Source organism: Paracoccus sp. Arc7-R13 (genome assembly GCF_004010775.1).
Classification (GTDB): Bacteria; Pseudomonadota; Alphaproteobacteria; order Rhodobacterales; family Rhodobacteraceae; genus Paracoccus; species Paracoccus marcusii.
This window is the reverse complement of the sequence record NZ_CP034810.1, coordinates 1,851,150-1,876,500: the sequence shown is the minus strand read 5'-3', so window position 1 is coordinate 1,876,500 and position 25,351 is coordinate 1,851,150. Positions and strand designations below refer to the sequence as shown.

Sequence of the window (25,351 nt, the reverse complement as noted above, 5' to 3'; positions counted from 1 at the left end):
GTCAAAGCCACGGCAGCAGCACCGCGACCGAGATCGCGGCGATCAGCACCCCTGCGCCCAGTTGCAGCGTTCCGGGCAGCCAGCGCGCGGCGCCCGCCCAGGGGCCGTGTTCGGGCAGCAGGGCAAAGCTGCCGCGTCGCGCCCAGACCGCCAGGCAGGCGACCGCGACCGTCACCACCGCAGTGCCCAGGCCCATCGCTAGCGTCCCCAGGATGCCCATCCCGAAGATGCCCATCCGCCAGGTCAGGATCAGCAGAAACAGCGCTCCGGTGCAGGGTCGCAGCGCGATGCCCGCCACGACCAGCACCCCGTCGCGCAGCGACCGCGTCTGCGCTACCTGCTGCGGCGTGGGGCCATGCGCATGGCCACAGCCGCAGGCGTCGCCGTGGTGGTGATGGTGGTGGCGATCCGCCCGCGCCTGCGCGCGCAGCATCGACAGGCCGCGCCATGCCAGCCACAGGCCGACCGACGCGACCAGGACCGTGCTGGCCTGCACCATCGCGACCTCCGACAGGTCGGTCAGGGTCTGGCGCCCCAGGTCCAAAATGGTGATCCCGCCCCAGACCAAGGCTATGGCCGTGCCTGCCTGCGCCAGCGAGGACGCGACCGACAGCCCGGCCAGCCGGGCCAGCGGAACCTGGGCGCCGAACCCATAGCTGCCGATGATCACCTTGCCATGCCCTGGCCCGACCGCATGGGCGACGCCATAGGCAAAGCACAACCCCAGCAGCGACGCGACCGCCCCCGGCTGGCCCGACCGCAGCGCCCGCAAGGCCCCGGCCATCGCGTTCTGGACGGCGCGCTGCTGGTCGGTGGCCCACCGCTCGATCCCGGCCAGACCGCCGCCCAGCCACAGCGCCACCAGCGTCAGGGCGACGACCAGCCCCGTCAGGGCGACGGCGCGCCTCATGACCCTGGGCCGCAGCGGACCTGCACCGAATCCGCGCCGGTGGCGCCGATGTCCACGGTGATCAGGTCCGCCTCCTCGGCGCTTTGGCCGTCGCCCAGGGCCTCGCCCACTGCGCGGGCATAGGCATCGGCGGCGGCATAGGGATCGCCCATGCGCAGATCGACAGCGCAATCGTCCCGCGCGATGGCCGGGGGTTCGGGGATGCTGAACTGGACATAGTATTCGGGGTCATAGACCTGGATCGTCAGCGGCCGGTCCCCGTCCAGCGGCTCGGCCAGGGGTCGCACATGGGCCGAGATCACCCGCCCGTCCTCATAGCGCGCGGCGAAATCCTGCGGGCCGTCCAGCGCCAGCCTGCGGCCGTCCGCGTCCAGAAACAGCCGCCCGTCAAAGCCCGGCTCCCAGTCCGCGTCGAAGCCCTGCAGGGCCGCCTGTTCGTCGGTGGTCAGGACGCCGTCGCCATCGGGGTCCAGACCCAGATCCTCGATGATCAGCAGGGAATAGAATTCGTCATAGGCCCATTCGACACCCACATGGGTCAGCGCCCCCGCCGCGTCGTGACGCAAGGACAGGCCCGCGTCGATGAACACATGCGGATGGGCCAACGCGCCAAGCGGCGCGACGATCAGCAGGGCGGACAGGCAGGACACGCGCGGCGACATCGGCAGGACACCTTGGCAAGGACGGCGGTTCCAGTTACCCGCGTGCGGCGCGGCTTGCAAATCACCGCTTTGCCAGCCCGGCGGAAAACCACGCGGGCGCCGCTACCCCAGGCCGGGTTCGGACGTGTCTGGATGCAGAGGAACAGGGGACGGCATGAAACGACGGGCATTCACGATGGCGGGGCTGGCCCTGGCGCTGACCGGTTGCGGGCGGATCGTCGATGCCCGCGCCACCGCGCGCGAAACCGCGTTCGAGGCCGAATTCCCCCCCACCGGACAACTGATCCAGGTGCAGGGCCGCACCGTGCATGTCGACATCCGCGGCAGCGGTCCCGACCTGATCCTGCTGCATGGGGCCAGCGGGAACAGCCGCGATTTCACCTTTTCCCTGGCCGACCGCCTGGCGACCCGGTACCGCGTCCTGGCCTTCGACCGGCCGGGGCTGGGCTGGACGGACGCGATCGGCGCGCAGACCGACAACCCCATCGCCCAGGCCGAACTGCTGCGCGCCGCCGCCGACCAGTTGGGCGTGCGCCGACCCGTGGTGCTGGGCCACAGCTATGGTGGCGCGGTCGCGATGGCTTGGGGTCTGCGCGCACCGGGCGACACGGCGGCGCTGGTGATCGTGTCCGGGGCGACGATGCCCTGGCCCGGCACGCTGACCGGATGGTACGCATTCCTGGAGACTCCCCTGGGCGATCGTGTGGGGCCACCGCTGCTGACCGCCCTGGCGCCGGTGTCCCTGGGCAACCGGATCATGGCGGGCATCTTCGCGCCCCAGCCCGTACCCCCGGGATATGCCGACTATATCGGCGTGGGGCTGGCCGCGCGGCGCGGCAACTATCGCGCGAATGCGTCACAGATCAACGGGTTGCGCGCCTATCTTCAAGTGATGGCGCCGCAGTATCCGCGCCTGACGATGCCGGTCGAGGTCATCCATGGCGGTCAAGACAGCATCGTGCCCGCCGACATTCACGCCCTGCCCCTGGCAGAGGCGCTGCCCAACGCCGCGCTGACGATCCTGCCCGATCAGGGCCACATGCCTCAGCATGGCGATCCGCAGGCGATCATCGACGCCGTCGACCGCGCCAGCGTCCGCGCGGGCCTCCGCTGACGAGGGCTTGCAGCGCCCGCGCCCGCGTCCCAAGGTGGCCGCCAAACCAAACCGGGGGCCATCATGCTGACCATCCACGGCGTCACCCGCTCGCGTGCATCGCGTGTCGTGTGGCTTTGTCACGAACTGGACCTGCCCTTCCGGCAGGTGCCCGTCATCCAGGCCTATCGCATCGGCAATGCCGACGCGCCCGATGCACCGCCCAACACCCGCAGCCCCGATTTCCTGGCGCTGTCCCCCGCAGGCGCCATCCCGGTGATCGAGGACGAAGGGCTGGTCCTGTCCGAATCGCTGGCGATCACGCTGCATCTGGCGCGCAAGCATGGCGGCCCCGCAGGCCCGCAGGATTACGCCGAAGACGCGCTGATGACCCAGTGGTCGATCTATGGCGCCACCGCGATCGAGCCCGATGCACTGACCATCCTGATGCTGCACAACCGCGGCACGCTGCAATCGGCCGATGACGTGGGGATCGTGGCGGACGCGGCCGAACGGCTGGTCCGGCCGCTGAAGGTGCTGGAGGACCATCTGGCAACGCACGCCTATCTGGTGGGCGGCCGATTCACCGTGGCCGACCTGAACCTGGCCGAGATCGTGCGCTATGCCCAGGGGCACGGCGCGCTGATGGAGGGGTTTCCCGCGATCCGCGCCTGGCTGTCGGCCTGCCAGGACCGCCCGGCGTTCCAGGCAATGTGGACCGCCCGCATGGCGGAGCCGGAATAGGCGCAATCCTTTGGGGCGGGCCGCGCAGGGGACACAACCCCTTGCCGCCCGCCCCCGCGCCATGAGATAAGCGCCGCGATCCAAATCAGTGAGCGACCCCATGGCCGACGACCTTCTCTCCGGCAACGCCGCCAGCGACGCCTATTCCGCATCCTCGATCGAGGTGCTGGAGGGGCTGGAGCCGGTGCGCAAGCGTCCCGGCATGTATATCGGCGGTACCGACGAACGCGCGCTGCATCACCTGGTCGCGGAAATCCTGGACAACTCGATGGACGAGGCCGTGGCAGGCCACGCCACGCGCATCGAGGTCGAGCTGCTGGCCGATTTCAGCGTCATCGTGCGCGACAACGGCCGCGGCATTCCCATCGATCCGCACCCCAAGTTCCCCGGCAAGTCCGCGCTGGAGGTGATCCTGTGCACGCTGCATGCGGGGGGCAAGTTCTCGGGCGACACCTATCAGACCTCGGGCGGTCTCCACGGCGTGGGTGCGTCGGTCGTGAACGCGCTGTCCGACCTGATGGTCGTGCAGGTCGCGCGCAACAAGGAGCTGTTCGAGCAGCGCTTTTCCCGCGGCATCCCGCAGGGGCCGGTCGCCAAGATCGGGGCGGCCCCGAACCGGCGCGGCACCACCGTGACCTTCCATGCCGACGAGGAGATCTTTGGCCATCACCGCTTCAAGCCCGCGCGGCTGATGAAGATGGTGAAATCCAAGGCCTACTTGTTCAGCGGCGTCGAGATCCGCTGGAAGACCGAGATCGACGACGGAGAGACCCCGCGCGAGGCCACGTTCCATTTCCCCGGCGGCCTGGCCGATTACCTGACCGAGACCCTGACCGGGACCAGCACCTATGCAGACCGCCCGTTTTCCGGCAGCATCGACTTCAACGCCAAGTTCGGCGTTCCGGGCAAGGTGGACTGGGCGATCAACTGGACGCCCGCGCGCGACGGCTTCATCCAGTCCTATTGCAACACCGTCCCCACCCCCGAGGGCGGCACCCACGAGATGGGCTTCTGGGCTGCGATCCTGAAGGGCATCCGCAGCTATGGCGAACGCGTCAGCAACAAGAAGGCGGCCCAGATCACGCGTGAGGATCTGATCATCGGCGGTTGCGCGCTGGTAAGCTGCTTCATCCGTGAACCGGAATTCGTGGGCCAGACCAAGGACCGCCTGGCCACGACCGAGGCTGCGCGCCTGGTCGAGGGCGCGGTGCGCGACCATTTCGACACTTGGTTGGCGTCCGACACCAAATCCGCGGGCGCGATCCTGGATTTCCTGGTACTGCGCGCCGAGGAGCGTCTGCGTCGCCGCCAGGAAAAGGAGACCGCACGCAAGACGGCCACGAAAAAGCTGCGCCTGCCCGGCAAGCTGGTCGATTGCAGCGCCACCAACCGCGACGGGACCGAACTGTTCATCGTCGAGGGCGACAGCGCCGGCGGTTCCGCCAAGATGGCCCGCGACCGCACCAAGCAGGCCCTGCTGCCCCTGCGCGGCAAGATCCTGAACGTGCTGGGCGCGGCATCGTCCAAGATGGGTGCCAACCAGGAGATCAACGACCTGTGCCAGGCGCTTGGCGTCAACATGGGCACGCGTTTCAACGTCGACGACCTGCGCTATGACAAGGTCATCATCATGACCGACGCCGATGTCGACGGCGCGCATATCGCGTCGCTGCTGATGACGTTCTTCTTCACGCAGATGCGGCCGATGATCGACAAGGGGCACCTGTATCTGGCCTGCCCGCCGCTGTACCGTCTGACGCAGGGGGCCCACCGCCTGTACGTGGCCGACGACGCCGAAAAGGATCGGATGATGGCCAAGGGCCTGGGCGGCCGTGGCAAGATCGACGTCCAGCGCTTCAAGGGTCTGGGAGAGATGGACGCCAAGGACCTCAAGGACACGACCATGAACCCCGCCACCCGCAAGCTGATCCGCGTCAGCATCGACGACGACGAAGGCGGCGAGACCGGCGATCTGGTCGAACGCCTGATGGGCAAGAAGCCCGAGCTGCGGTTCGAGTACATCCAGGAAAACGCCCGCTTCGTCGAGGAACTGGACGTGTGATCCCCACGATCGGCCTGTATGTCACGGCCGCCATGGCCGAGATCGCGGGCTGTTTCGCCTTCTGGGCGTGGCTTCGGTTGGACCGGTCGGCGCTGTGGCTGGTGCCGGGCGTGGTCGCGCTGGCGCTGTTCGCTTGGGCGCTGACGCGTGTTCAGGTCGATTTCGCGGGGCGCGCCTATGCAGCCTATGGCGGCATCTATATCGCCACGTCGCTGGCATGGCTGTGGCTGGTCGAGGGTCAGACCCCCGGCAGGCTGGACCTGCTGGGGGCCGGGCTGTGCATCGTCGGGGCCGCGGTGATCCTGGCAGGCGCCCGCCCGTAGGCCGTCGGGCCTTAGACCCACTTGGCCAGCGGCGGCAGGCTCATCAGGACGGCGTCGGCGTTATGGCCGGTCTCGAGCCCGAATTTCGTGCCGCGGTCATAGACCAGGTTGTATTCCGCATAGAGACCCCGGTGGATCAGCTGCGTGTCGCTGTCGACATCGTCGAACGCCTGCGTCATCCGCGCCTCTGCCAGCGGCAGGAACGCCGGCAGGAACGCCGCGCCCACGTCGCGGGTGAAGGCGAAATCCGCCTCCCAGTCCCCGGTGTTCAGATCGTCATAGAAGATGCCGCCGACGCCCCGCGCCCGCCCGCGATGGGGGATGAAGAAATACTCGTCCGCCCAGGCCTTGAAGCGGTCATAGTAGTCCGCCCCGTGCGGCAGGCAGGCATCGCGCAGCGTGTTGTGGAAATGCGCGGTGTCATCCGCGTATTCGATGCAGGGGTTCAGGTCTGACCCGCCGCCGAACCACCACGCCCCCGGGGTCCAGAACATGCGCGTGTTCATGTGCACGGCCGGCGCGTGCGGGTTCCGCATATGCGCGACCAGGCTGATGCCCGATGCCCAGAACCGCGGGTCATCCTCCATGCCCGGCACGCCGCGGGCGGCCATCGCGGCCTGGGCGCGGGGGGCCAGGGTGCCATGCACCTCGGACCAGTTCACGCCGACCTTCTCGAAGGCGCGGCCGCCGCGCATCACCGACATGATGCCGCCGCCGCCGTTGTCGGCGCGTTCCGTGGGCGTCACCTCGAACCGGCCCGCGGGGGCGTTGCCCGGGGCGCGGTCCTCCAGCGCCTCGAAGGCGGCGGTGATGCGGTCGCGCAGCTCGCGGAACCAAAGCGCGGCGCGGTGGCGTTGTTCATCCATGGCGGGCCTCATTCGTGATTTGCCAGCCCCAGGCATCGCGACTAGCATCGCCTGCGTCCATAAAGAGAGCCGCCATGCGCCGCAACACCGCCCTTGCCCTTTGCCTTGCACCGGTCCTGGCCCTTGCCGCCTGCGGCACGCCGCAGGAACGCTGCATCAGCCGGAACACCAGCGAATACCGCACCGTCAGCAGCCTGCTGGCCGAGGTCGAGGGCAATCTGTCGCGGGGCTATGCCTGGGACGAACGCCAGGTCGTGCGCACGCGGTTCGCGCAATGCGAACGCGTAATCCGCGACCACGAGGGCAAGGCGCAGATCAGCACCTATGGCTGCTGGCGCGATTATGTCGATGTCGAACGGTTCCGCGTGCCCATCGACCCCGCGGCCGAGACGCGCAAGCGCGACGGCCTGGTAGAGCGTCAGGCGGCCCTGACGCGCGGCGCGAATGCCGCCGTGGCCGCCTGCCGCGCCGCCTATCCCGAGGAAGCCTAAAGCACCTGTGACGTCACCGGGTCGGCCAGGCTGCGTCCGCCGTCGACGGTGACGATCTGGCCGGTGACAAAGCGCGCGCCGTCGCTGACCAGGTAATGCACCGTCTCGGCCAGTTCTTCGGCCGGGGCGATGCGGCCCAGGGGTGTGCCAGCGATGATCTGCGCCCGCTGGTCGGGATTGTCCTTCAGCGCGCATTGCAGTTCATGCGACATGACACTGCTGAAGCTGACACCGTTCACGCGGATGCGGTGCGGCGCCAAGGCCAGCGCCAGCCCGCGCGTGGCCTGTTCCTGCGCCGCACAGGCGATGGAATAGCCCAGCATCGACGGAATCGGCCGCCGCGCCGCCAAGGTCGAGATGTTGACGATCGCCCCGGTCTGGGCGCTTGACCCTTCGCCGTCGGCCTGACGGATCATGCGCTTTGCGACCATCTGCGACAGACGCAGGCTGGCCAGCATGTTCTGGCGCAGCATCTCCTCCAGCGCGTCCATGTCGGTGTCCAGCGGATCGCTGCCCCGAACGAAACGATGGGCGTTCACCAGGATGTCGACGCGGTCGAACGCATCCAACGTGGCCGACAGCAGGTTCGCCATCGCCAGCTTTTCCGACATGTTCCCGACGAAATGGCGCACCTGGCTTTCGTCGTCGGCATAATCCGACACCGCCGACTGAAGCGCCTGTTCGTCGCCATCCGCGAACATGACCGATGCGCCGCGTTCGACCAGGTGCCGCGCGATGGCCAGGCCCACGCCGCGCCCGGCCCCGGTGACGATGGCCGTCTTGCCCTGGATCGACAGCGTCACCGCCGTGCCCCCCGGGCCCGGACCGTGGCGGTACCCTTGCCCGCCGCGGTCGCTTCGATCACCTTGAAGCGCGTGTCGCCCGCAATCTCATGGACCTGGCCGAAATGCTGCGCCAGGACCGATTCGTAGGGCAGATGCCGGTTGGCGACCATCCACAGCCGACCCGCGCCCGTCAGGATGCGCGCCGCGGTGGCGATGAAGTCGGCCCCAAGCCGGGGGTCGGCCTGTCGCCCCTCGTGGAACGGGGGGTTCATGATGACGCCGTTGACCGGCTCCCGCAGGGTGAAGTTGCGCGCGTCCGCCCAGTGGAACTGTGCCCGCGGATCGGTGACATTGCGCTTGGCCGAGGTCAGGGCGGCGTGGTCGGCCTCGACCAGGTGCAGCTCGGCGATGCCCGGTCGGGCCAGCGCCTGCGCGGAAAGCCAGCCCCATCCCGCGCCCAGGTCGACCACGCGAGTGGGCATCTTGGGCGGCAGGTTATCGGCCAGCATCCGCGACCCCGGGTCGATCCCGTCGGCCGAGAAGACGCCCGGAAGGGTCACGAAGCCCGGCTCGACCTGACGCTCGGTCGCGGTCCAGTCGGCGGGCAGTCCCGCGTCGGGCAGCGTCACCTGAAAGATCTTGCCATGGGCCTTGCTGATGACATCGCGCACCTCGGCATGGCCGCGCAGTTCCTTCAGCAGGGAATCGACGCCGTCGGTCTTCTGCCCATCGACCCAAAGGGCCGCGCCAGGCGCCAGATACGCCGCGGCCAGCGCAAGGCGCGCGCGTGCGGCGGCCTTGGCGCGCGGCAGGCGGACGACGGCCGCGTCGAAACGGCCCTCCGGCTCCGTCCGGACATCGAATCCGCGGGCGGTCAGTCCGTCATGATCGGGAAAATTTCCCTGGACGATGGTCAGCTGTGCGGGGTCGAGGGGGGACAGGTCATCGGCGGCAGTGGCGCCGATGAACAGCACCCGGCCCCCGGGATGGCCGTCCGGAAAGGCCAGGTCCAGTCGTGATTGGGTCACGCGATTACTCTTTTTCCATGGTGCATTGCAGGGGATGCTGCTGGCGGCGGGCCAGCTCCATCACCTGGGCGACCTTCGTCTCGGCCACCTCGTGTGAAAAGACGCCGACGACGGCCAGACCGCGGCGGTGCACGGTCAACATGATCTCGATCGCCTGGGCGTGGGTCATGTGGAACAGCCGCTCCAGCACGTGGACGACGAACTCCATCGGGGTGAAGTCGTCGTTCAGCAACAGGACCTTGTACATCGGCGGCCGCTGCGATTTCGCGCGCGGCTTGACCGCCAGATCGGATTGGTCGTCGGGATTGTCGGGTGCGGTCATCCAGTGCGTCATCGGGCTGCGGTCGTTCCTGAATGCTGAGGCGAGGGGGTGGGCGCTGTCGCCATCCCCGGAAATATAGCGCAATCGCGCCCGGATGAAAGCCCCCCGCGCGGATGCGCCGCGATCCGGGTCCGGACGGCGTCGCCTACAGTGCAGACAAAATAAGCGTGATTGCCCGGTTTCAAGGTGAAAAGAGCCGTGCTATTATAGGTTGATTAACGACGGACGTGCGACAAACGACGCGCCCGCTTGAGGCAGAGAGACAGCGACAGTGACCCGATTTACCCATGCCTTCCGGCTGCTTTGTCATGCCGTCCTGGCCGTTGCCCTGTTGGGGCTTCCGGCTGCCGCGGCACCTTTCGCGGCCTATGTGATGGACGCCCGGACCGGGCAACCCATCTATCGCCAGAATTCGGATACGCGACTGCATCCTGCCTCGCTGACCAAGATGATGACGCTCTACATGGCGTTCTCGGCCATCGAACGCGGTCAGGTGCGGCTGGATTCGAAATTCACCGTGTCCTCCAAGGCCGCGAACGAGCCCCCCTCCAAGCTGGGCCTGCGCGCGGGTCAGCAGATCGAGCTGCGCTATCTTCTGCGCGCGGCCGCGATCAAGTCGGCCAACGATGCCGCGACCACCATCGGCGAGGGGCTGGCAGGCTCCGAACAGGCCTTCACCCAGCAGATGACCCAGATGGCGCGGGCGCTTGGCATGAACAACAGCCAGTTCCGCAACGCTCATGGCCTGACGACCGAGGGGCATTATTCGACCGCCCATGACATGAGCGTTCTGGGACGCCACCTGTTCTACGACTTCCCCCAGTACTACAACCTGTTCTCGCGCCGGTCGGCCGATGCGGGCATCGCGCAGGTCGCGTCGACGAACCGCCGCTTCCTGGATGCCTATGCCGGTGCCGACGGGATCAAGACGGGGTATACGCGGGCTGCGGGCTTCAACCTGACGGCCTCGGCACAGCGCGGCAACCGTCGCCTGATCGCCACCGTCTTCGGCGGCACGTCCACGGCGCATCGCAACCAGGTGATGACCGAGCTGCTGGACAGCAGCTTCACCCGCATCCCCGACCGCGTGCGCGAGGTCCGTCCGCAGCCTCCGCGCCTGCTGGTGCAGGCCACGACGCGCCGCGCGCAGGTCGCCGCCAGCCCCGCCGCGACCCAGGCAGAACCGCAGCGCCTGGTGCTGCAGGCATTGCCGCCCCCCGCGACCCGCCCTGCCGCCGCCGCGTCGACCCTTGTCGCCGCAGCGCCCAAGGTCGACCTGACCGAGGCGTTGCGTCTGGCTGGTGCGACCGCGGCGCCCGCCGCACCGCCGGGCGTCGCCTTGGCCAGCAGCCAGCGTCCGCGCGCCCGCCCCGGATCCGCGGCCCCCGCGGCCGACGCGATCCAGCAGGCGCTTGCCACCGCCGTCGCATCGGACGACGCACCGGCGCAGCAGGCCAGCCTTGCGGCCCCCGTGCTGGCCGGATCGGCGCGCCCTGCACCCTCGCCCCGGCGCACGGCCAGCATCGCCGCCGTTGCCCAGCCCGAGCCTGCAGCCGCGCCCGCCCCGGAACCGCAGATGCAGGCGGCCCCCGGCACCCTGTCGCTGGACAGTTCCAGGGCGCCCAAGCCGCGGTCCGAAACCGTGATCCTGGCCGCGATGGGCGAAGGCGACCTGAGCGCACCCGAGGCACTGGAGGTCGTGCGCCGTCCCACCGACAGCGGCCGCAACTGGGGCGTCAGCCTGGGCCGCTACACCTCTCAGGCCGAGGCTGACCGGCTGCTGCTGCGTCTGGCCCTACAGGACGGCAACCTGTTCGGCGCGGCGCGCCGGCACGTCGCCAACACCAATCGCGGGTTCGAGCCGCAGTTCGGAAACCTCTCCAAGGGCCATGCCGAACTGGCCTGCGAGCGGATGCAAAGCCGGTCGCAGCCCTGCCAGGTCATCGCCAACTGACGACCCGGTCAGACTGACTTGACGCCCCCGCCCGAAAAGGCGGGGGCTTTTTCATATGCGGATGCGACAACCTGCCCGCTATGCCGGCGCGCCGCTTGCTCTATGTTATTTTCAGTAATTTCTGAAATGACGGGAACAAGCGAATGTCAGTGTCGGCCTTGCGTCAGGAGTTCATCCTGCATTTCGGTGAAATGGGATCGCGGTGGGGCATCAACCGCACCGTCGGTCAGGTCTATGCCCTGCTGTTCCTGGCGGATGAGCCGCTGTGTGCGGACGACATCGTCGCCGCCCTGGGCTTCTCCCGTTCGAACGTGTCGATGGCGCTCAAGGAGTTGCAAAGCTGGAACCTGGTGCGCCTGCGCCATCAGCAGGACGACCGGCGCGAATTCTTCACCACGCCCGACGACCTGTGGGAGATCGTGCGCACGCTGATCAACGAACGGCGCAAGCGCGAGATCGACCCGACGCTGACCAAGCTTCGCGAACTGTCGATGGCCGAACCCAACCCGGCTGACCGCGCAGCCCACGCCCGCATCGCCGAACTGCGCCAGCTGATCGAACAGATGACGCGGTTCCACGATGACCTGGCCCGGTTCGAGACCGAGCGCCTGGTCGCGCTGATGAACATGGGCGCCCGTCTTGGCCGCCTTGTCGACGGCGCGGGCAAGCTGATCCCGATCCGCCGCAGCAAACCTCAATCGAAAGGCTGAAACCCATGGACCCGCTGATTCTGTCGCGGATTCAATTTGCCGCGAACATCTCGTTCCATATCCTGTTCCCGACCATCACGATCGCGCTTGGCTGGGTGCTGCTGTTCTTCAAGCTGCGCTTCAACCGCACGGGCGACGAAAAATGGATGGACGCCTATCGCTTCTGGGTGAAGGTGTTTGCCCTGTCCTTCGCGCTTGGCGTCGTGTCGGGCATCACCATGTCGTTCCAGTTCGGCACCAACTGGCCCGGTTTCATGGAAAGCGTCGGCAACATCGCGGGTCCGCTTCTGGCCTATGAGGTGCTGACCGCCTTCTTCCTCGAGGCCGCCTTCCTGGGCATCATGCTGTTCGGCTTTCGCCGCGTGCCGGGCTGGCTGCACACGACCGCGACCTTTCTGGTGGCGTTCGGCACCACCCTGTCGGCCTTCTGGATCCTGGTCCTGAACAGCTGGATGCACACGCCCGCGGGCTATGAGGTGATCGACGGCGTGGTCCACGCGACCGACTGGATGGCGATCATCTTCAACCCGTCGCTGCCCTACCGCCTGACGCACATGCTGCTGGCCTCGGGGCTGACGGTGGCCTTCCTCATCGCGGGCATCTCGGCGCTGCGCTGGATCTGGGGCGACCGGGGGGACGAGGTGCGTGCCACGCTGCGCTTTGGTGCGACGCTTGGCGCGGTGCTGATCCCGCTGCAGATCTATGCCGGCGACATGCACGGCCTGAACACGCTGGAACACCAGCCCGCCAAGGTCGCCGCGATGGAGGGCAACTGGGAGACGCAGGGCAACGTGCCGCTGGTCCTCTTCGCCCTGCCCGATCAGGAGGCGCGCGAGAACCGGATGGAGATCGCCATCCCCAACGTCGCATCCCTGATCCTGACGCACAGCCTGGACGGCGAGGTGCCGGGCCTGAACGATTTCGTGGCCGCCGACGGCACCCCCGAACACCCGCCCGTGGCCCCGGTCTTCTTCAGCTTCCGGATCATGGTGGGCATGGGCATGGCGATGCTGGCGCTGTCCTGGTCTGCCTTGTGGTTCATGCGCCGCGGTCGCGGGGTCGAAGGCCTGCCGCGCCCCTGGATCTATGCCTTTGCCGCGATGGGCTTCTCGGGCTGGATCGCCACGCTGGCGGGCTGGTACGTGACCGAGATCGGGCGTCAGCCCTGGCTGGTCACGGGCGTCCTGACCACCAAGGAGGCGGTCGGCCCGGTCACCGGCGGCATGGTCGCCTCCAGCCTGGTCGCCTACCTTCTGGTCTATGCGGTCCTGATGGCGGCCTACCTGGGCACGCTGACCTATCTGGCGCGCCGCGCCGCACGCCACGACCCGCTGACCCCAGACCTGCCCACCCCCGACGCAGGCGTGCACGCCCTGCAACCTGCGGAGTAGATCATGCACCTCTTCGGTGATCCGTTCATCTGGCTGCCCTTCGTCTTCGCGATGCTGATGGGCATCTCTATCCTGGTCTATGTCGTCCTGGACGGCTTCGACCTGGGGGTGGGCCTGCTGTTCCCCTTCGCCACCCCGTCGGAACGCGACCGCATGGTCGCCTCGATCGGTCCCTTCTGGGACGCGAACGAGACCTGGCTGGTCCTGGCCATCGGCCTGCTGCTGGTGGCCTTCCCGGTGGCGCACGGGGTGATCCTGACTGCCCTTTACCTGCCGGTGACGGTCATGCTGATCGGCCTGATCCTGCGCGGCGTCGCGTTCGAGTTCCGCGCCAAGGCCCCGACCCGTCACCGCGCCGCGTGGAACCGGGCGTTCTTCGCGGGCAGCCTGGCCTCAACCCTGGCGCAGGGGTTCATGCTGGGCCTCTATGTCACCGGGCTGCAGCTCAGCTGGACCAACATCGCGTTTGCGCTGCTGACGGCGGTGTTCCTGACGGTGGGGTTCAGCGTCATCGGTGCGACCTGGCTGATCGGCAAGGCCGAGGGCGTTCTGCAGGCCAAGGCGATCCTGTGGGCACGGCGCGGCATCTGGGGGCTGGTGGCGGGCATCGCCGCGATTTCGGCCGCATCGCCCCTGGTCAGTGCCCGCATCTGGGACAAGTGGTTCAGCTGGCCCGAATTTGCGATCCTGGCCCCCCTGCCGATCCTGTCGGTGGTGCTGATCGCCACCCTGTGGCGGGTGCTGCACGTGCTGCCGATGGAGAACGACCGCATGGCCTGGACGCCCTTCGCCCTGACCACGGCGCTGTTCGTCCTGGCCTTCGGGGGGCTGGCCTACAGCTTCTACCCCTATGTCGTCCCCGAACAGATGACGATCTATCAGGCCGCGGCCGCACCCGAGGCGCTGATCATCATCCTGGTGGGCGCGCTGGTCGTCCTGCCGGTCATCATAGCCTATTCGGTGCTGGCCTACACGGTCTTCCGCGGCAAGGCGACCGAACTGACCTATTCCTGAACGAACAAGGTGGGCCGCCTGGCCCGCCTTTCCTCATCAGCCGCTGAACAGGAAGTGGAGGACGTCGCCGTCCTTGACCTCATAGGTCTTGCCCTCGACGCGCAGCTTGCCCGCCTCGCGCGCTCCGGCCTCGCCCTTGCCGGCGACATAGTCGTCATAGGCGATGGTTTCCGACCGGATGAAGCCCTTCTCGAAATCGCCATGGATCACGCCCGCCGCCTGCGGGGCCAGGGTGCCCTTGGTGATGGTCCAGGCGCGGGCCTCCTTGGGGCCCACGGTGAAATAGGTCTGCAGACCAAGCAGGCTGTATCCGGCGCGGATCAGCCGGTCCAGGCCCGGCTCCTCCAGCCCCATCTCGCCCAGGAACATCTGCGCCTCCTCGGCGTCCAGCTGGCTGATCTCCTCCTCGATCCGGGCCGAGATCACGACATGGCCCGCGCCCTGCGCCTCGGCCATCTCGCGGACCTTCTCGGACAGGGCATTGCCGTTGGCAGCCTCGTCCTCGGCCACGTTGCAGACGAACAGCACGGGCTTTGCAGTCAGCAGCTGCAGCATGTCCCACGCGCGGCGGTCGTCGTCGGACACGGCGATGGTGCGCGCCGGGCGGCCCTCGTTCAGCACGGCCAGAGCCTGGCGCAGCAGGCGGTCCTGATCCAGCGCGTCCTTGTCCCCGCCCTTTAGCTTGCGCGACAGGTTGGCCAGGCGACGCTCGATCGATTCCATGTCGGCGATCATCAGCTCGGTCTCGATCACGTCGGCATCGGCCAGCGGGTCGACGCGGCCCTCGACATGGGTGATGTCGCCATCCTCGAAGCAGCGCAGCACATGGGCGATGGCGTCCGTCTCGCGGATGTTGGCCAGGAACTGGTTGCCCAGGCCTTCGCCCTTGCTGGCGCCCTTCACCAGGCCCGCGATGTCCACGAAGGTGATGCGCGTCGGGATGATCTGCTTGCTGCCTGCGATGGCGGCCAGGGTGTCCAGCCGCGGGTCGGGGACCGCGACCTCGCCCACGTTGGGCTCGATGGTGCAGAACGGGAAGTTCGCGGCCTGTGCGGCGGCGGTTTTCGTCAATGCGTTGAACAGCGTCGACTTGCCCACGTTCGGCAAGCCCACGATCCCCATGCGAAAGCCCATGACAGCACCCTTTCCCGTCTGAATATCCCGCGCCTGTTACGCGCCCCGCGCGGCCAAGTCCAGCCTTGGCCCGGCCCGCGCCCGACCCGCGCCCGGAGATTGCACCCACCCCCCATGCGCGCTAGGGATTGTGCCAAAGAATGCAGGGACGGACATGACCAGAATCGACGACAGGTTTGCGGCGCTCAAGGCCCAGGGCAAGAAGGCCTTCGTGGCCTACATGATGGCATCCGACCCCGACGATGCGACCGCGCTGCAGATCATGCGCGGCCTGCCCGACGCGGGGGTGGACATCATCGAACTTGGCATGCCCTTCACCGACCCGATGGCCGATGGCAGCACGATCCAGGCGGCAGGTCAGCGCGCCCTGGCCCAGGGCGGCAGCGTCAGCCGCACGCTGGACATCGTGCGCGAATTCCGGCGCGACGACACCACGACGCCCATCGTGCTGATGGGCTATTACAATCCGATCTATGCCCGAAAGGGCGGCGTCACCCAGTTCCTGACCGATGCGGTCGAGGCGGGGATCGACGGCCTGATCGTCGTCGACCTGCCCCCCGAGGAGGATTCCGAACTCTGCGTGCCAGCTACGGCCGCGGGGCTGAACTTCATCCGCCTGGCGACGCCGACGACCGACGACCGCCGCCTGCCTGCGGTGGTCAGGAACATCACGGGCTTCGTCTATTACGTCAGCGTCACGGGGATCACCGGCGCGGCCGCAGCCAATGCCGCCGACGTCGCCCCCGAGGTCGCGCGCATCCGCGCCGCCGCCGGCCTGCCGGTGGTCGTGGGCTTTGGCATCTCGACCCCCGAGGCCGCCGAGGCGATCGCATCCGTCGCCGACGGCTGCGTCGTCGGCAGCGCCATCGTCAAGCAGATCGGCGAGGGTCGCCCCGTCCCGGAAATCCTGGCCTTCGTCCGCGACCTGGCCGCGGGCGCCCATCGCGGGTGAGCTTGGCCTTCGATCACGTGGCCATCGCCGCCCGCACCCTGGACGAAGGGGCGGCGTGGCTGGCCGGCCACGGCCTGACGCTGGAACCGGGCGGGCGCCATCCGGGCATGGGCACCCACAACCGCCTGATGTCGCTTGGGCCGGGGGAATACCTGGAACTGATCGCGCCCGATCCGGAGGCCGATGTTCGGCCCTGCTGGTTCGGGCTGGACGGGTTCGACGGCCCGCCGCGGGTGGCGGGCTGGGTGATGCGCGCGACGCCGCTGCGCGCACCCGCCGGCACGCGCGTCGTGCAGGCGCGCCGCGGCGACCTGTCTTGGCAGATCACCCTGCCGCTGGCCGGCCAGATGCCGCGCGACGGGGCGCAGCCCATGCTGATCGACTGGGGTGACGGGCCGCACCCGTCCGACCGCCTGCCCGATCGCGGCGTGCGCCTGACGCGGCTGACCCTGCCGCTGGCCGGCCAGATGCCGCGCGACGGGGCGCAGCCCATGCTGATCGACTGGGGTGACGGGCCGCACCCGTCCGACCGCCTGCCCGATCGCGGCGTGCGCCTGACGCGGCTGACCCTGCCGCTGGACCGGCTTGAGCTGGACGACCGCCGGCTGATGCTGACCGGGGCGGGGACGCCCCTGACCGCGACCCTGGCAACCCCGGACGGAGAGGTGACGCTGTGATCCTGCGCGACGCGACCGCCGCCGATGTGCCCGCCATCGCGGCCATCTGGAACCCCATCGTCCGCGACACCGCCATCACCTTCTGGCCCGATGAGCGCAGCGATGACCAGATCGCGGCCCTGATCGCGGAGCGGCAGGCGGCCAAACAGGCCTTCATCGTGGCGGCCGATGGCGACCGGCTTCTGGGCTTTTCCACCTATTCCCAGTTTCGCGGCGGTGCGGGCTATGCGCGCAGCATGGAACACACGATCCACGCGGCTCCGGATGCGCGGGGACGCGGGGTCGGCCGGGCCATGCTGACCGCCGTTCAGGACCACGCCCGCCAGCGCGGCCACCGCATCCTGATCGGCGGGATCACCGGGTCGAACGACGGCTCGATCGCCTTTCACCGGGCCATGGGCTATGCCGAATGGGGCCGCATCCCGGCGGCGGGATGGAAATTCGGGCAGTTTCACGACCTTGTGCTGATGGGGCGCGATCTTTCGGCCTAGCATGCCGCCACGGCGGCAATGCGCCCCTATCGCTTGGCCGGTTTCAGCGCTAACCTTGGGGCATGGATTGCTGCACCACCCCCGAGACTTGCACGGGCCCCTGCCCTGACCTGCCAAGGCCCCGCAGCTTCTGGCAGCGGATGGCCGACCGCATCACCGTGTTCCTGTGGACGAATCGTCCGGCGACGCCGCCGGAACGGTCGGTCGCCTTCACCATTGCGGTGATCGCGCTTGGGGCGAAGCTGGCCAAGGTCGACGGCACCGTCGAACGCTCCGAGGTCGCGGCCTTTCGCCGGGTGTTCATCATCCCCCGCTCCGAGGAGAAGAACGCCGCCCGCGTCTTCGATCTGGCCCGCAAGGACGTGGCCGGCTTCGATGCCTGGGCGCGCAAGATGGCGTCGATGTTCCAGCCCGGCGATCCGGTCCTTCTGGACGTGATGGAGGGGCTGTTCGTCATCGCCGTTGCCGACGGCGCGCTGCAGCCCGCCGAGATTGCGTTCCTGGACGAGGTCGGTCGCATCTTCGGGCTGGCGCCCGCGCAGATCGCCGCGATCCGGCGGCGGCATGACAAGGGCGCCGGCTGCCCGCCCTGCGAGGTTCTAGGCGTCGCCCCCGACACCCCGCTGCCCGAGGTCAAGCGCCGCTGGCGCCAGCTGCTGCGCGAGAACCACCCCGACCACGCCATCGGCCGCGGCCTGCCCCCCGAAGCCATCCGCCTGGCCGAGGCCCGCACCCGTCGCCTGAACGAGGCCTGGGACAGCTATCGCAACCTCTATCGCGGCAATCTGCAGGCCGGGGCCGCCTGAACCTTGCGCGGCGGGCCGGCACTGCCCATCTCATGGCCCATGACACGCATCCTGACCCCCGCCGCCCTGTGCCTTGCCCTGATGTCCGCCCCCGCCTTTGCGCAAGAGGCGCCGGAGGAACCGGGGTTCCTGGAACGCGGCCTGGGCGCGATCATGGGGCAGTTATGGGGCGAGGAGGAGCCCGGCGCCACGTCGCCCCTGGCCCAGGACCTCGCCGGCGCTCTACGCCAGATGGGCCCCGTTCTGCAGGATCTGGCGGCGCAGGTCGACGACATCCGCAACTATCAGGCGCCGGAACGTCTGCCCAACGGCGACATCCTGATCCGACGCCGTGAGGACGCGCCCGCGCCGCCCCCCTTGGGCCACACGCTGCGCCCCGACGAAGACCCCGCCACGGACGAGCCGCAGATCGCGCTTTAGCGGTTCGCGTCGGCGATCAGCGCGCGGTGGTCGCGGGCCTTGGCCACAACCTCCTCGAACCGGGTGATGCCCTTGGCCTCCAGCGCGGGGATGAGCGCCAGATAGGCCTGCGCGGTGGCGATGGTGTCGCCCATCGCGGTATGCCGGGCTTCGGGCGGAATGGCGATGCCAAGACGCTCGGTCAGCGCATCCAGCGTATGGACCTCTGACTGACCCCAGACCATCGCCGACAGCAGCACCGTGTCCAGCACCCGGTTGTCGAACCGCGTGCCGGTCTGCGCCTCGGCGCGCCGCAGAAAGCCCATATCGAAGGGCGCGTTATGCGCGATCAGCACGCTGTCGTCGCAGAAATGCCGGAACGCCGTCAGCGCCGCGGTCAGATCCGGGGCGTCGGCCACCATTGCGTCGGTGATGTGATGGATCGCGGTCGAGGCCGGGGGAATGGAACAGCCGGGGTTCACCAGCGTCTCGAACCGTTCCCCGGTCAGGCGGCCGCGCGCCAGGCGCAGACCGGCGATCTGGACGATCCGGTCGCGATCGGTCAGTCCCGTGGTCTCGGTGTCGAAGACCACGCAGGTCAGGTCCGCCAGCCGCGACGACGCCGCCCCCCGCGTCGCCAAGGCGAAATCATAGGTCACGCCCGATCCGTCCGCGACGCCCTGCGCCAAGGCCAGCGGCATGACCAGCCGCGCCCTTGCGCCGTCCGTTTCCGGCCAGATGCCGGTGCCGTGGCGGGCCAATATCTCCGCCCCCGTCACATCGGGCTGGCCGGGATCGGGGGCGGCGGTCAGCCAACCCTCCAGCAGGTCGATAGGCACCGGCGACCCGCGCCAATCCAGCACCAGCCGCATCTGGTCGTCGGGGTCCGGCCGGACCGACAGCACCGGGGTGTGCCCCAGGGCGCGCAGCTTGGCGTCCAGCAGCAGCAGCAGGGCGTTCAGGCTGGCCGCCTCTGCACGGAACGCCAGCGGCGGCAGATCCGCGGCCTCCAGCCCCGCGGCCAGTTCCGTCAGCGCAGCCACCGTGGCGGGCGCATCGCTGGCCATGATCTGGGACAGGCTGCGGGTGGCGTTGGCCAAGCCCTGCCCCTCTGCGCGGATCGCCTGAGCCAGCGCGGGCGGGATCGGCCCGTCCAGCGCGTCCAGCATCGGAACCAGGGTGGAGGCATGGCGGCGCAGCGCCTCAAGCGTGTCGCGAGGCGCGGGGCGTTGGACCACGCCATCGCGCAGGATCAGCAGCAGCCCATCGTCAATCGCGCGCAACCGACCCGACAAGCGGACACCGCCGACCGTCAGGCAGGTCAGGTCCGTCGCGGCGGCCCCCGCCGACAGCCGCATCTGTGCCGCCCGCAACGCGCCCGACGTCAAAAGCGTGTCCAGCGCACGGTCCAACGCCAGTCCCGGCAGCAGCCGCGCCGCGCTGGCGTTATAGAAGACCACCCGCCCCCGTGCGTCGGCCATGACCGCGCCCGCGCCGAAATCGGCCAGGATCGCCTCCAGGCTGGCCTTTTCGCGCAGGGTTTCGGCGGCGTGATCCTGCAGCGCCTGCGCCAGCGCCTGATCGGACCGTTCGCGCGCCAAGGCCGCGTCCCGGGCGGCCGGGCCCAGATCGGCAAGGTGACGGGCCTGCGCCAGGTCGGGAACTCGCCCGGTCCGCAACGCCCCGGCCAGCGATTCCAGCGGCCGGGCCAGGTGCCGGTCGAACAGGAACCACAGTGCGGTCATCAGCCCTAGCAGGCCAAGGCCCGCGATCATCGCGGCCTGGATCACCGCATCCTGCCCGCCCTGCACCACCCGCCACAGCGCCAACCCCGCCAGGACCAGCGCCGCGACCAGCGCGGCCAGGAACAGCATCAGGATGCGCCGGCGCATCAGGACAGCAGACGGGCCATCTCGGCCCGCAACTCGGCCAATTCGAAGGGCTTTGTGATAAAGCCGTCGGCGCCGAGCGCCAGTCCCTTGCGCCGCTCGACCACGGAGCCGCGCGCGGTCATCATCAGCACCCGCACCCCCGCCAGGTCGGGATCGGCGCGCACGTCCTGGACGATCTGATACCCCGATACCTCGGGCAGCATCACGTCCAGCAGGACCAGGTCCGGCCGCGTCTGGCGGATGCGATCCACGGCGCCGCGGCCCGTGGCGATGCGGTCATGGCGATGGCCGTCGCGGGTCAGCAGGAAATCAAGCGCGGTGGCGATGTTGTCCTCATCCTCGATGACCAGGATGTCAGCCATTGGTCCCTCCATCCGGGCAGACGGTGGCAAAGGCCGCATCATCGCCCGCGGGCATCCAGTCGGCACGTCCCGGACGGATCCGCGCGCCCGCGCAGTCGAAGTCCTGCGGCACGATCACGGTCTGGCCGCGGCGTTCCACCAGCATGATCGGCGCACGGCGCGTGCCGTCCGCGCCCTGCGTGATCTGCGCGGGGTCCAAGGCCGCAAACCGCGTCTCGACCGGGAACAGATAGGTCCAGGGCGCCCAGGGCTGGCTGTCATGCCCCACGACCAGTACCTGCGAACCGGCAGGCAGGCTGGCCTGCGCGCGGTCGAACCACGCATAGTCGTTCCACACCGAATAGGCGACCATCGACAGCCCGATGCCCGCCGGCAGCAGCCAGGCGGCGGGCGACAGACCCAGCTTGCGCGCCAGATGCATCCCGGCATACAGCACCGCCGCCGCCCCGACCGCCGCGGCGATCACCCCGATCAGATCGCTTCCGATCCCTGTCATCCCAGCATCCCCTTGCCATGTCCCACCGCCGACTGCATTCCGCGCACGACGACGAAGGCGTCGCGCAGGTGGCTGCGTTCGAAATCCGACAGATCCGCCGGCGAGAGGTAATTGTCGGGCCTGCGCCCCGCCCTGACCAGATGCGCCTGATTCTCAAGCCGCACGGTCTGGATCATGTCATAGGCCGCGATCAGGTCGCGCCCGCCCGTGGCCGAGATCACGCCCCGCGCCTCGCCCTCCTCCAGCCGGGCACGTGTGTTGACCGCGCCGATGCGTCCCTGCAGGGCATAGACCCGCGCCAGATCGGTCACCGGGACGACGCCGTTATGCTTCATGTCGATATGGTGGCGATGCTCTCCGGACCGGATCGTGGCAAAGCCGCCGATCAGGCCAAGCGGAGGCCGATGTTTCAGTGAATTTCCAACCATATGCGCAATGAAAATCGAATTCTTCGAGGCCGCGTCCAGGGTCCCGTCCTGCAGGTCGCCCAACAACGTGACGTCGCCGCCGATGGCGCGCAGGTCGAACATGACCGAGGCCAGCATCTGCGCCTCAGGGCTGGGATGGGTCATCCAGTCGCGGAAATAGCCCTGCCAGACGTCCAGCGGCTGACACCAGCGCGGGTTGGTCGCCATCATGTCGCCCGGGCAATGCACATAGCCGCAGGCATGCAGCCCATCGCTGACCCGCCGCGCCAAGGTGGTGAACCACGGGTCCTTCGGATCGGCGCCGGGTGCTAGGATCAGGCAGTTGTCCTGATCGCTGGTGCCGGTCTGTTCCTGGCGGCCCTGGCTGCCGCAGGCGGCCCAGCACCAGGCGGCGGGCGCAGGCCCAAGGTCGGCGGCCGTCAGGTCCAGCAGGCGGCGCGTGACCGCGTCGGCGATGTCGGTGATCATGCGAGTGATGATCTCGTGCCGCTGGCGGGCCTGAACCAGCTGCGTCAGCAGTTCGGGAATGCGGGCCGTGATGGCGGCCATCTGTGCGGTGTCGCGCGCCTTGGCGACCTGTCGGATCAGCCCCGCGGCGGAAATCGCCTGGACCCGCGTCAGGTCGGTCTGGCTGATCATGCCGACGAAACGGCCGTCATCGACCACCGGCAGATGCCCGATGCGCCGTTCCAGCATGATGTTCAGCACGTCATAGCCCAGGGCCGTGGGGGCCAAGGTCACCGGGTCGGGCGTCATCACGGCGCTGACCGGCTGACGCATGTCACGCCCTTCGGCCACGACGCGGTTCGACATGTCGCGGATGGTGACCAGCCCGATCAGGCGGCCGCCTTGGGTGATGCCCAAGCTGCTGACGCGGGCGTCGCGCATCTGGCGGGCGGCCTCGATGATCGGGGTCTCGGGGGTGCAGCTGACGGGTTTGCCCGACAGCAGCTCCCCCACCTTGAGCCGGGCCAGGTCGCCCCCGCGGTCGGAGGGCCCCCTTCCCCGGTCGAAGAACCGGGCGACTGCGCGATGGTCGGCGATCAGGCGCGTCACCTCTGCCCGGGGCAACATAAGGATCACCGCCGGCCGGTCCATGACCCGCGCCGACGTGACCGCCACGCCGTCGCGCAGCAGGCCGCGTTCGCCGAAGGAATTGCGTGGTCCCAGCTGGGATACGCTGTCGCCGTTGCGGTCGGTGACCGCGACCTGGCCGCTTTCGATCAGGTACAGGCCCGGCAGGCGGTCTCCGAACTGATAGATCAGGTCGCCGGGGGCGAATGTCCTGCGGCTGAAGGAGGTGGCGACGCGCGCCAGCTCGTCCCGCTTCAGGCTGTCATAGGGATGCACGGTGGCGATGAAATCGACAATGCTGTCGGGCATCCGGGGTGACCTTGTGGGAAGGAGGGTGCCGCGCCCCCGGTCGGGGACGCGGCAGGATGATCAGTGCGCGACGGCACCGCCCGCGCCGCGCGGGACACGGATCGATTCGACCAGTTCCTGCACATGGGCGGGGGGACGCTTGCTGACGGCCGAGACGCCGAAGGCGACCGCAAAGTTGATCACCGCGCCCACGGTGCCGAAGGATGCCGGCGAGATGCCGAACAGCCAGGCGTCGGGCGTATCGGGGAACATGTTGGTGCCCGCGATGAAGAACCAGCCCTTGTAGGCGAAGATGTAGAGGATCGTGGACAGCATGCCCGCGATCATGCCGGCGATCGCGCCTTCCTTGCCGACACGCTTGGAGAAGATCCCCATCATCAGCACCGGGAAGATCGAGCTGGCGGCAAGGCCGAAGGCCAGTGCCACGGTCTGGGCCGCAAAGCCCGGCGGGTTCAGGCCCAGCAGGGTCGCGACCAGGATCGACAGCGCCATCGAGACGCGCGCGGCCATCAGTTCGCCCTTTTCGCTGATGTTCGGGCGCAGCGTGCCCTTGATCAGGTCGTGGGACACGGCGCCCGAGATCGCCAGCAACAGACCCGCCGCGGTCGACAGGGCGGCGGCCAGGCCGCCGGCGGCGACGATGGCGATGACCCAGCCCGGCAGGTTGGCGATTTCGGGGTTGGCCAGCACCATGATGTCGTTGTTCACGGTGGTCAGCTCGTTCCCGACCCAGTTCTGCTCGGCCGCGGGGGCGCCCGGCAGGGCGGCATGGGTCTCGGCCAGACGGGCGTCATAGGCGGCCTGGGCCGCGTCGATCGCCGCCTGGTCGCCGCTGGTGCGGGCCGCGGCCAGCGCGGTCGCCTGTGCGGCGGCACCGTCGTTGTAGTACTGGATCAGGCCGTCGCCGTTCTTGTCCTCCCAGTTCAGCAGGCCGGTGGTCTGCCAGTTGCGCATCCAGGCCAGGTCCTCGCTGGTCTCGATGTCGGCCAGCGACACGGCGGGCTGGCTGAAGGTCTCGCCCTGCGCGGCGCCCGGCCACATGGTCGCGGTCAGGTTGAAGCGCGCCATCGAACCCACCGCCGGAGCGACGGTATAGAGAAGCGCGATGAAGACCAGCGCCCAGCCTGCCGACTTGCGGGCATCGGAGACCTTGGGCACGGTGAAGAAGCGGATGATCACGTGCGGCAGACCCGCGGTGCCGATCATCAGCGCCATCGTGAACAGGACCATGTCCAGGGTCGAGTTGTGGTGCTCGGTATAGGCGCGGAAGCCCAGGTCGGTCACCAGACCGTCCAGCTGCGCCAGGAACGCCACGCCCGATCCCTCATGGGTGCCGAACAGGCCCAGGGGCGGCAGGAAGTTGCCCGTCAGCTGCAGCGAGATGAACACCGCCGGGATCGTGTAGGCGATGATCAGCACGACGTACTGCGCGACCTGCGTGTAGGTGATGCCCTTCATGCCGCCAAGAACGGCATAGCAGAACACCAGCGCCGCGCCGATCCACAGGCCGGTCGCGTTCGACACCTCGAGATAGCGCGAGAAGGTGACGCCCACGCCGGTCATCTGGCCGATGACGTAGGTGATCGAGACGATCAGCAGGCAGATCACGCCGATGATCCGCGCGGTGCGCGAATAGAAGCGGTCGCCGATGAATTCCGGCACGGTGAACTTGCCGAACTTGCGCAGATAGGGCGCCAGCAGCAGGGCCAGCAGCACGTAGCCGCCCGTCCAGCCCATCAGGTAGGTCGAGTTGTCATAGCCCGTGAAGGCGATCAGGCCCGCCATCGAGATGAAGGATGCGGCCGACATCCAGTCGGCGGCCGTCGCCATGCCGTTCATGACCGGTCCGACGCCACGGTTGGCGGCATAGAATTCGGCCGTGGATTTCGCCCGGCAATAGATGGCGATGCCGATATACAGCGCGAACGAGGCGCAGATGACCAGCAGGTTCAGGGTGAATTGGCTCATGGCTGGGT

General features: G+C 68.6%; 26 protein-coding genes. 14 read left to right on the top strand and 12 right to left on the bottom strand.

Going from position 1 to position 25,351, the window contains the following annotated elements:
- Position 1: 1 nt before the first annotated feature.
- Together EOJ32_RS09330 and EOJ32_RS09325 are read right to left on the bottom strand one after the other, a co-directional pair.
- Entirely contained in the window at positions 2 to 910 is a 909-nt protein-coding gene (locus tag EOJ32_RS09330; protein WP_127898371.1) for a nickel/cobalt transporter, read from the bottom strand.
- Complete coding sequence (locus tag EOJ32_RS09325; protein WP_240542396.1) at positions 907 to 1,572, bottom strand: DUF1007 family protein; 666 nt, start codon at positions 1,570 to 1,572, stop codon at positions 907 to 909. The genes EOJ32_RS09330 and EOJ32_RS09325 overlap by 4 nt, the downstream gene beginning before the upstream one ends.
- A 154-nt stretch (positions 1,573 to 1,726) precedes the next feature.
- Between EOJ32_RS09325 and EOJ32_RS09320 the strand changes: the two genes are divergently transcribed.
- From EOJ32_RS09320 to EOJ32_RS09305, 4 genes are all read left to right on the top strand, one after another.
- Entirely contained in the window at positions 1,727 to 2,686 is a 960-nt protein-coding gene (locus EOJ32_RS09320) for an alpha/beta fold hydrolase (protein ID WP_127898370.1), read from the top strand.
- Between the two features lie 63 nt (positions 2,687 to 2,749).
- Positions 2,750 to 3,409, top strand: coding sequence for a glutathione S-transferase family protein (locus tag EOJ32_RS09315; RefSeq protein WP_127898369.1), 660 nt, complete (start codon positions 2,750 to 2,752; stop codon positions 3,407 to 3,409).
- A 100-nt stretch (positions 3,410 to 3,509) separates the two neighbouring features.
- A complete protein-coding gene (parE, locus tag EOJ32_RS09310) occupies positions 3,510 to 5,471 on the top strand; it encodes a DNA topoisomerase IV subunit B (RefSeq protein WP_127898368.1) in 1,962 nt (653 codons plus the stop codon).
- Between the two features lie 32 nt (positions 5,472 to 5,503).
- A complete protein-coding gene (locus tag EOJ32_RS09305) occupies positions 5,504 to 5,794 on the top strand; it encodes a YnfA family protein (protein ID WP_232303272.1) in 291 nt (96 codons plus the stop codon).
- 11 nt (positions 5,795 to 5,805) lie between these two features.
- Here the strand turns inward: EOJ32_RS09305 and hemF are convergent, their stop codons facing one another.
- On the bottom strand, positions 5,806 to 6,672 hold the full coding sequence (hemF, locus tag EOJ32_RS09300; RefSeq protein ID WP_127898367.1) for an oxygen-dependent coproporphyrinogen oxidase: 867 nt from the start codon (positions 6,670 to 6,672) through the stop codon (positions 5,806 to 5,808).
- 62 nt (positions 6,673 to 6,734) lie between these two features.
- Between hemF and EOJ32_RS09295 the strand changes: the two genes are divergently transcribed.
- Entirely contained in the window at positions 6,735 to 7,151 is a 417-nt protein-coding gene (locus tag EOJ32_RS09295; protein WP_127898366.1) for a hypothetical protein, read from the top strand.
- On the opposite strand, the gene EOJ32_RS09290 is transcribed toward EOJ32_RS09295, so the two are convergent.
- Genes EOJ32_RS09290 through clpS form a run of 3 tightly spaced genes read right to left on the bottom strand, consistent with a single transcriptional unit; the run spans position 7,148 to position 9,286 of the window.
- On the bottom strand, positions 7,148 to 7,954 hold the full coding sequence (locus tag EOJ32_RS09290; protein ID WP_127898365.1) for an SDR family NAD(P)-dependent oxidoreductase: 807 nt from the start codon (positions 7,952 to 7,954) through the stop codon (positions 7,148 to 7,150). The genes EOJ32_RS09295 and EOJ32_RS09290 overlap by 4 nt on opposite strands.
- Positions 7,951 to 8,964, bottom strand: a complete 1,014-nt coding sequence (locus tag EOJ32_RS09285; protein ID WP_127898364.1) for a class I SAM-dependent methyltransferase — start codon at positions 8,962 to 8,964, stop codon at positions 7,951 to 7,953. The genes EOJ32_RS09290 and EOJ32_RS09285 overlap by 4 nt, the downstream gene beginning before the upstream one ends.
- A gap of 4 nt (positions 8,965 to 8,968) precedes the next feature.
- Positions 8,969 to 9,286, bottom strand: coding sequence for an ATP-dependent Clp protease adapter ClpS (clpS, locus tag EOJ32_RS09280; protein ID WP_045980873.1), 318 nt, complete (start codon positions 9,284 to 9,286; stop codon positions 8,969 to 8,971).
- Between the two features lie 271 nt (positions 9,287 to 9,557).
- Between clpS and EOJ32_RS09275 the strand changes: the two genes are divergently transcribed.
- From EOJ32_RS09275 to EOJ32_RS09260, 4 genes are all read left to right on the top strand, one after another.
- A complete protein-coding gene (locus EOJ32_RS09275) occupies positions 9,558 to 11,240 on the top strand; it encodes a D-alanyl-D-alanine carboxypeptidase family protein (protein WP_240542395.1) in 1,683 nt (560 codons plus the stop codon).
- 143 nt (positions 11,241 to 11,383) lie between these two features.
- The gene (locus EOJ32_RS09270; RefSeq protein ID WP_127898363.1) at positions 11,384 to 11,950 is read left to right on the top strand and encodes a GbsR/MarR family transcriptional regulator; all 567 of its coding nucleotides are present in this window, start codon (positions 11,384 to 11,386) and stop codon (positions 11,948 to 11,950) included.
- Positions 11,951 to 11,955: 5 nt separating this feature from the next.
- Positions 11,956 to 13,341 carry a cytochrome ubiquinol oxidase subunit I gene (locus EOJ32_RS09265; protein ID WP_127898362.1) on the top strand — a complete coding sequence of 462 codons (1,386 nt, stop codon included), beginning with the start codon at positions 11,956 to 11,958 and terminating at the stop codon, positions 13,339 to 13,341.
- Positions 13,342 to 13,344: 3 nt separating this feature from the next.
- The gene (locus EOJ32_RS09260) at positions 13,345 to 14,355 is read left to right on the top strand and encodes a cytochrome d ubiquinol oxidase subunit II (RefSeq protein WP_127898361.1); all 1,011 of its coding nucleotides are present in this window, start codon (positions 13,345 to 13,347) and stop codon (positions 14,353 to 14,355) included.
- A 36-nt stretch (positions 14,356 to 14,391) separates the two neighbouring features.
- On the opposite strand, the gene ychF is transcribed toward EOJ32_RS09260, so the two are convergent.
- Positions 14,392 to 15,489, bottom strand: a complete 1,098-nt coding sequence (gene ychF, locus EOJ32_RS09255) for a redox-regulated ATPase YchF (protein WP_045999324.1) — start codon at positions 15,487 to 15,489, stop codon at positions 14,392 to 14,394.
- Positions 15,490 to 15,643: 154 nt separating this feature from the next.
- Between ychF and trpA the strand changes: the two genes are divergently transcribed.
- From trpA to EOJ32_RS09230, 5 genes are all read left to right on the top strand, one after another.
- Positions 15,644 to 16,441: a tryptophan synthase subunit alpha gene (gene trpA, locus EOJ32_RS09250; RefSeq protein ID WP_045983790.1), complete on the top strand. Its 798-nt coding sequence runs from the start codon at positions 15,644 to 15,646 to the stop codon at positions 16,439 to 16,441.
- A gap of 2 nt (positions 16,442 to 16,443) precedes the next feature.
- A complete protein-coding gene (locus EOJ32_RS09245; protein ID WP_164871419.1) occupies positions 16,444 to 17,118 on the top strand; it encodes a VOC family protein in 675 nt (224 codons plus the stop codon).
- A complete protein-coding gene (locus EOJ32_RS09240; RefSeq protein WP_240542394.1) occupies positions 17,115 to 17,609 on the top strand; it encodes a GNAT family N-acetyltransferase in 495 nt (164 codons plus the stop codon). Before EOJ32_RS09245 ends, EOJ32_RS09240 begins: the two co-directional genes overlap by 4 nt.
- A gap of 140 nt (positions 17,610 to 17,749) precedes the next feature.
- Positions 17,750 to 18,415: a molecular chaperone DjiA gene (locus EOJ32_RS09235; protein ID WP_045999326.1), complete on the top strand. Its 666-nt coding sequence runs from the start codon at positions 17,750 to 17,752 to the stop codon at positions 18,413 to 18,415.
- Positions 18,416 to 18,454: 39 nt separating this feature from the next.
- Positions 18,455 to 18,835 carry an AAA+ family ATPase gene (locus tag EOJ32_RS09230; protein ID WP_127898360.1) on the top strand — a complete coding sequence of 127 codons (381 nt, stop codon included), beginning with the start codon at positions 18,455 to 18,457 and terminating at the stop codon, positions 18,833 to 18,835.
- Here the strand turns inward: EOJ32_RS09230 and EOJ32_RS09225 are convergent.
- From EOJ32_RS09225 to EOJ32_RS09205, 5 genes are read right to left on the bottom strand one after another with little or no spacing between them, the layout of a single operon-like run.
- A complete protein-coding gene (locus EOJ32_RS09225) occupies positions 18,832 to 20,706 on the bottom strand; it encodes a 3'-5' exonuclease (RefSeq protein ID WP_127898359.1) in 1,875 nt (624 codons plus the stop codon). The two genes, EOJ32_RS09230 and EOJ32_RS09225, sit on opposite strands and share 4 nt — an antisense overlap.
- Positions 20,706 to 21,068 carry a response regulator transcription factor gene (locus tag EOJ32_RS09220; protein ID WP_127898358.1) on the bottom strand — a complete coding sequence of 121 codons (363 nt, stop codon included), beginning with the start codon at positions 21,066 to 21,068 and terminating at the stop codon, positions 20,706 to 20,708. Before EOJ32_RS09220 ends, EOJ32_RS09225 begins: the two co-directional genes overlap by 1 nt.
- A complete protein-coding gene (locus EOJ32_RS09215) occupies positions 21,061 to 21,564 on the bottom strand; it encodes a hypothetical protein (protein WP_127898357.1) in 504 nt (167 codons plus the stop codon). Before EOJ32_RS09215 ends, EOJ32_RS09220 begins: the two co-directional genes overlap by 8 nt.
- Positions 21,561 to 23,375 (bottom strand): DUF294 nucleotidyltransferase-like domain-containing protein, encoded by a 1,815-nt coding sequence (locus tag EOJ32_RS09210; protein WP_127898356.1) that lies wholly within the window; start codon positions 23,373 to 23,375, stop codon positions 21,561 to 21,563. The genes EOJ32_RS09215 and EOJ32_RS09210 overlap by 4 nt, the downstream gene beginning before the upstream one ends.
- A gap of 60 nt (positions 23,376 to 23,435) precedes the next feature.
- On the bottom strand, positions 23,436 to 25,343 hold the full coding sequence (locus EOJ32_RS09205; RefSeq protein WP_127898355.1) for a sodium:solute symporter family protein: 1,908 nt from the start codon (positions 25,341 to 25,343) through the stop codon (positions 23,436 to 23,438).
- Positions 25,344 to 25,351: the final 8 nt, after the last annotated feature.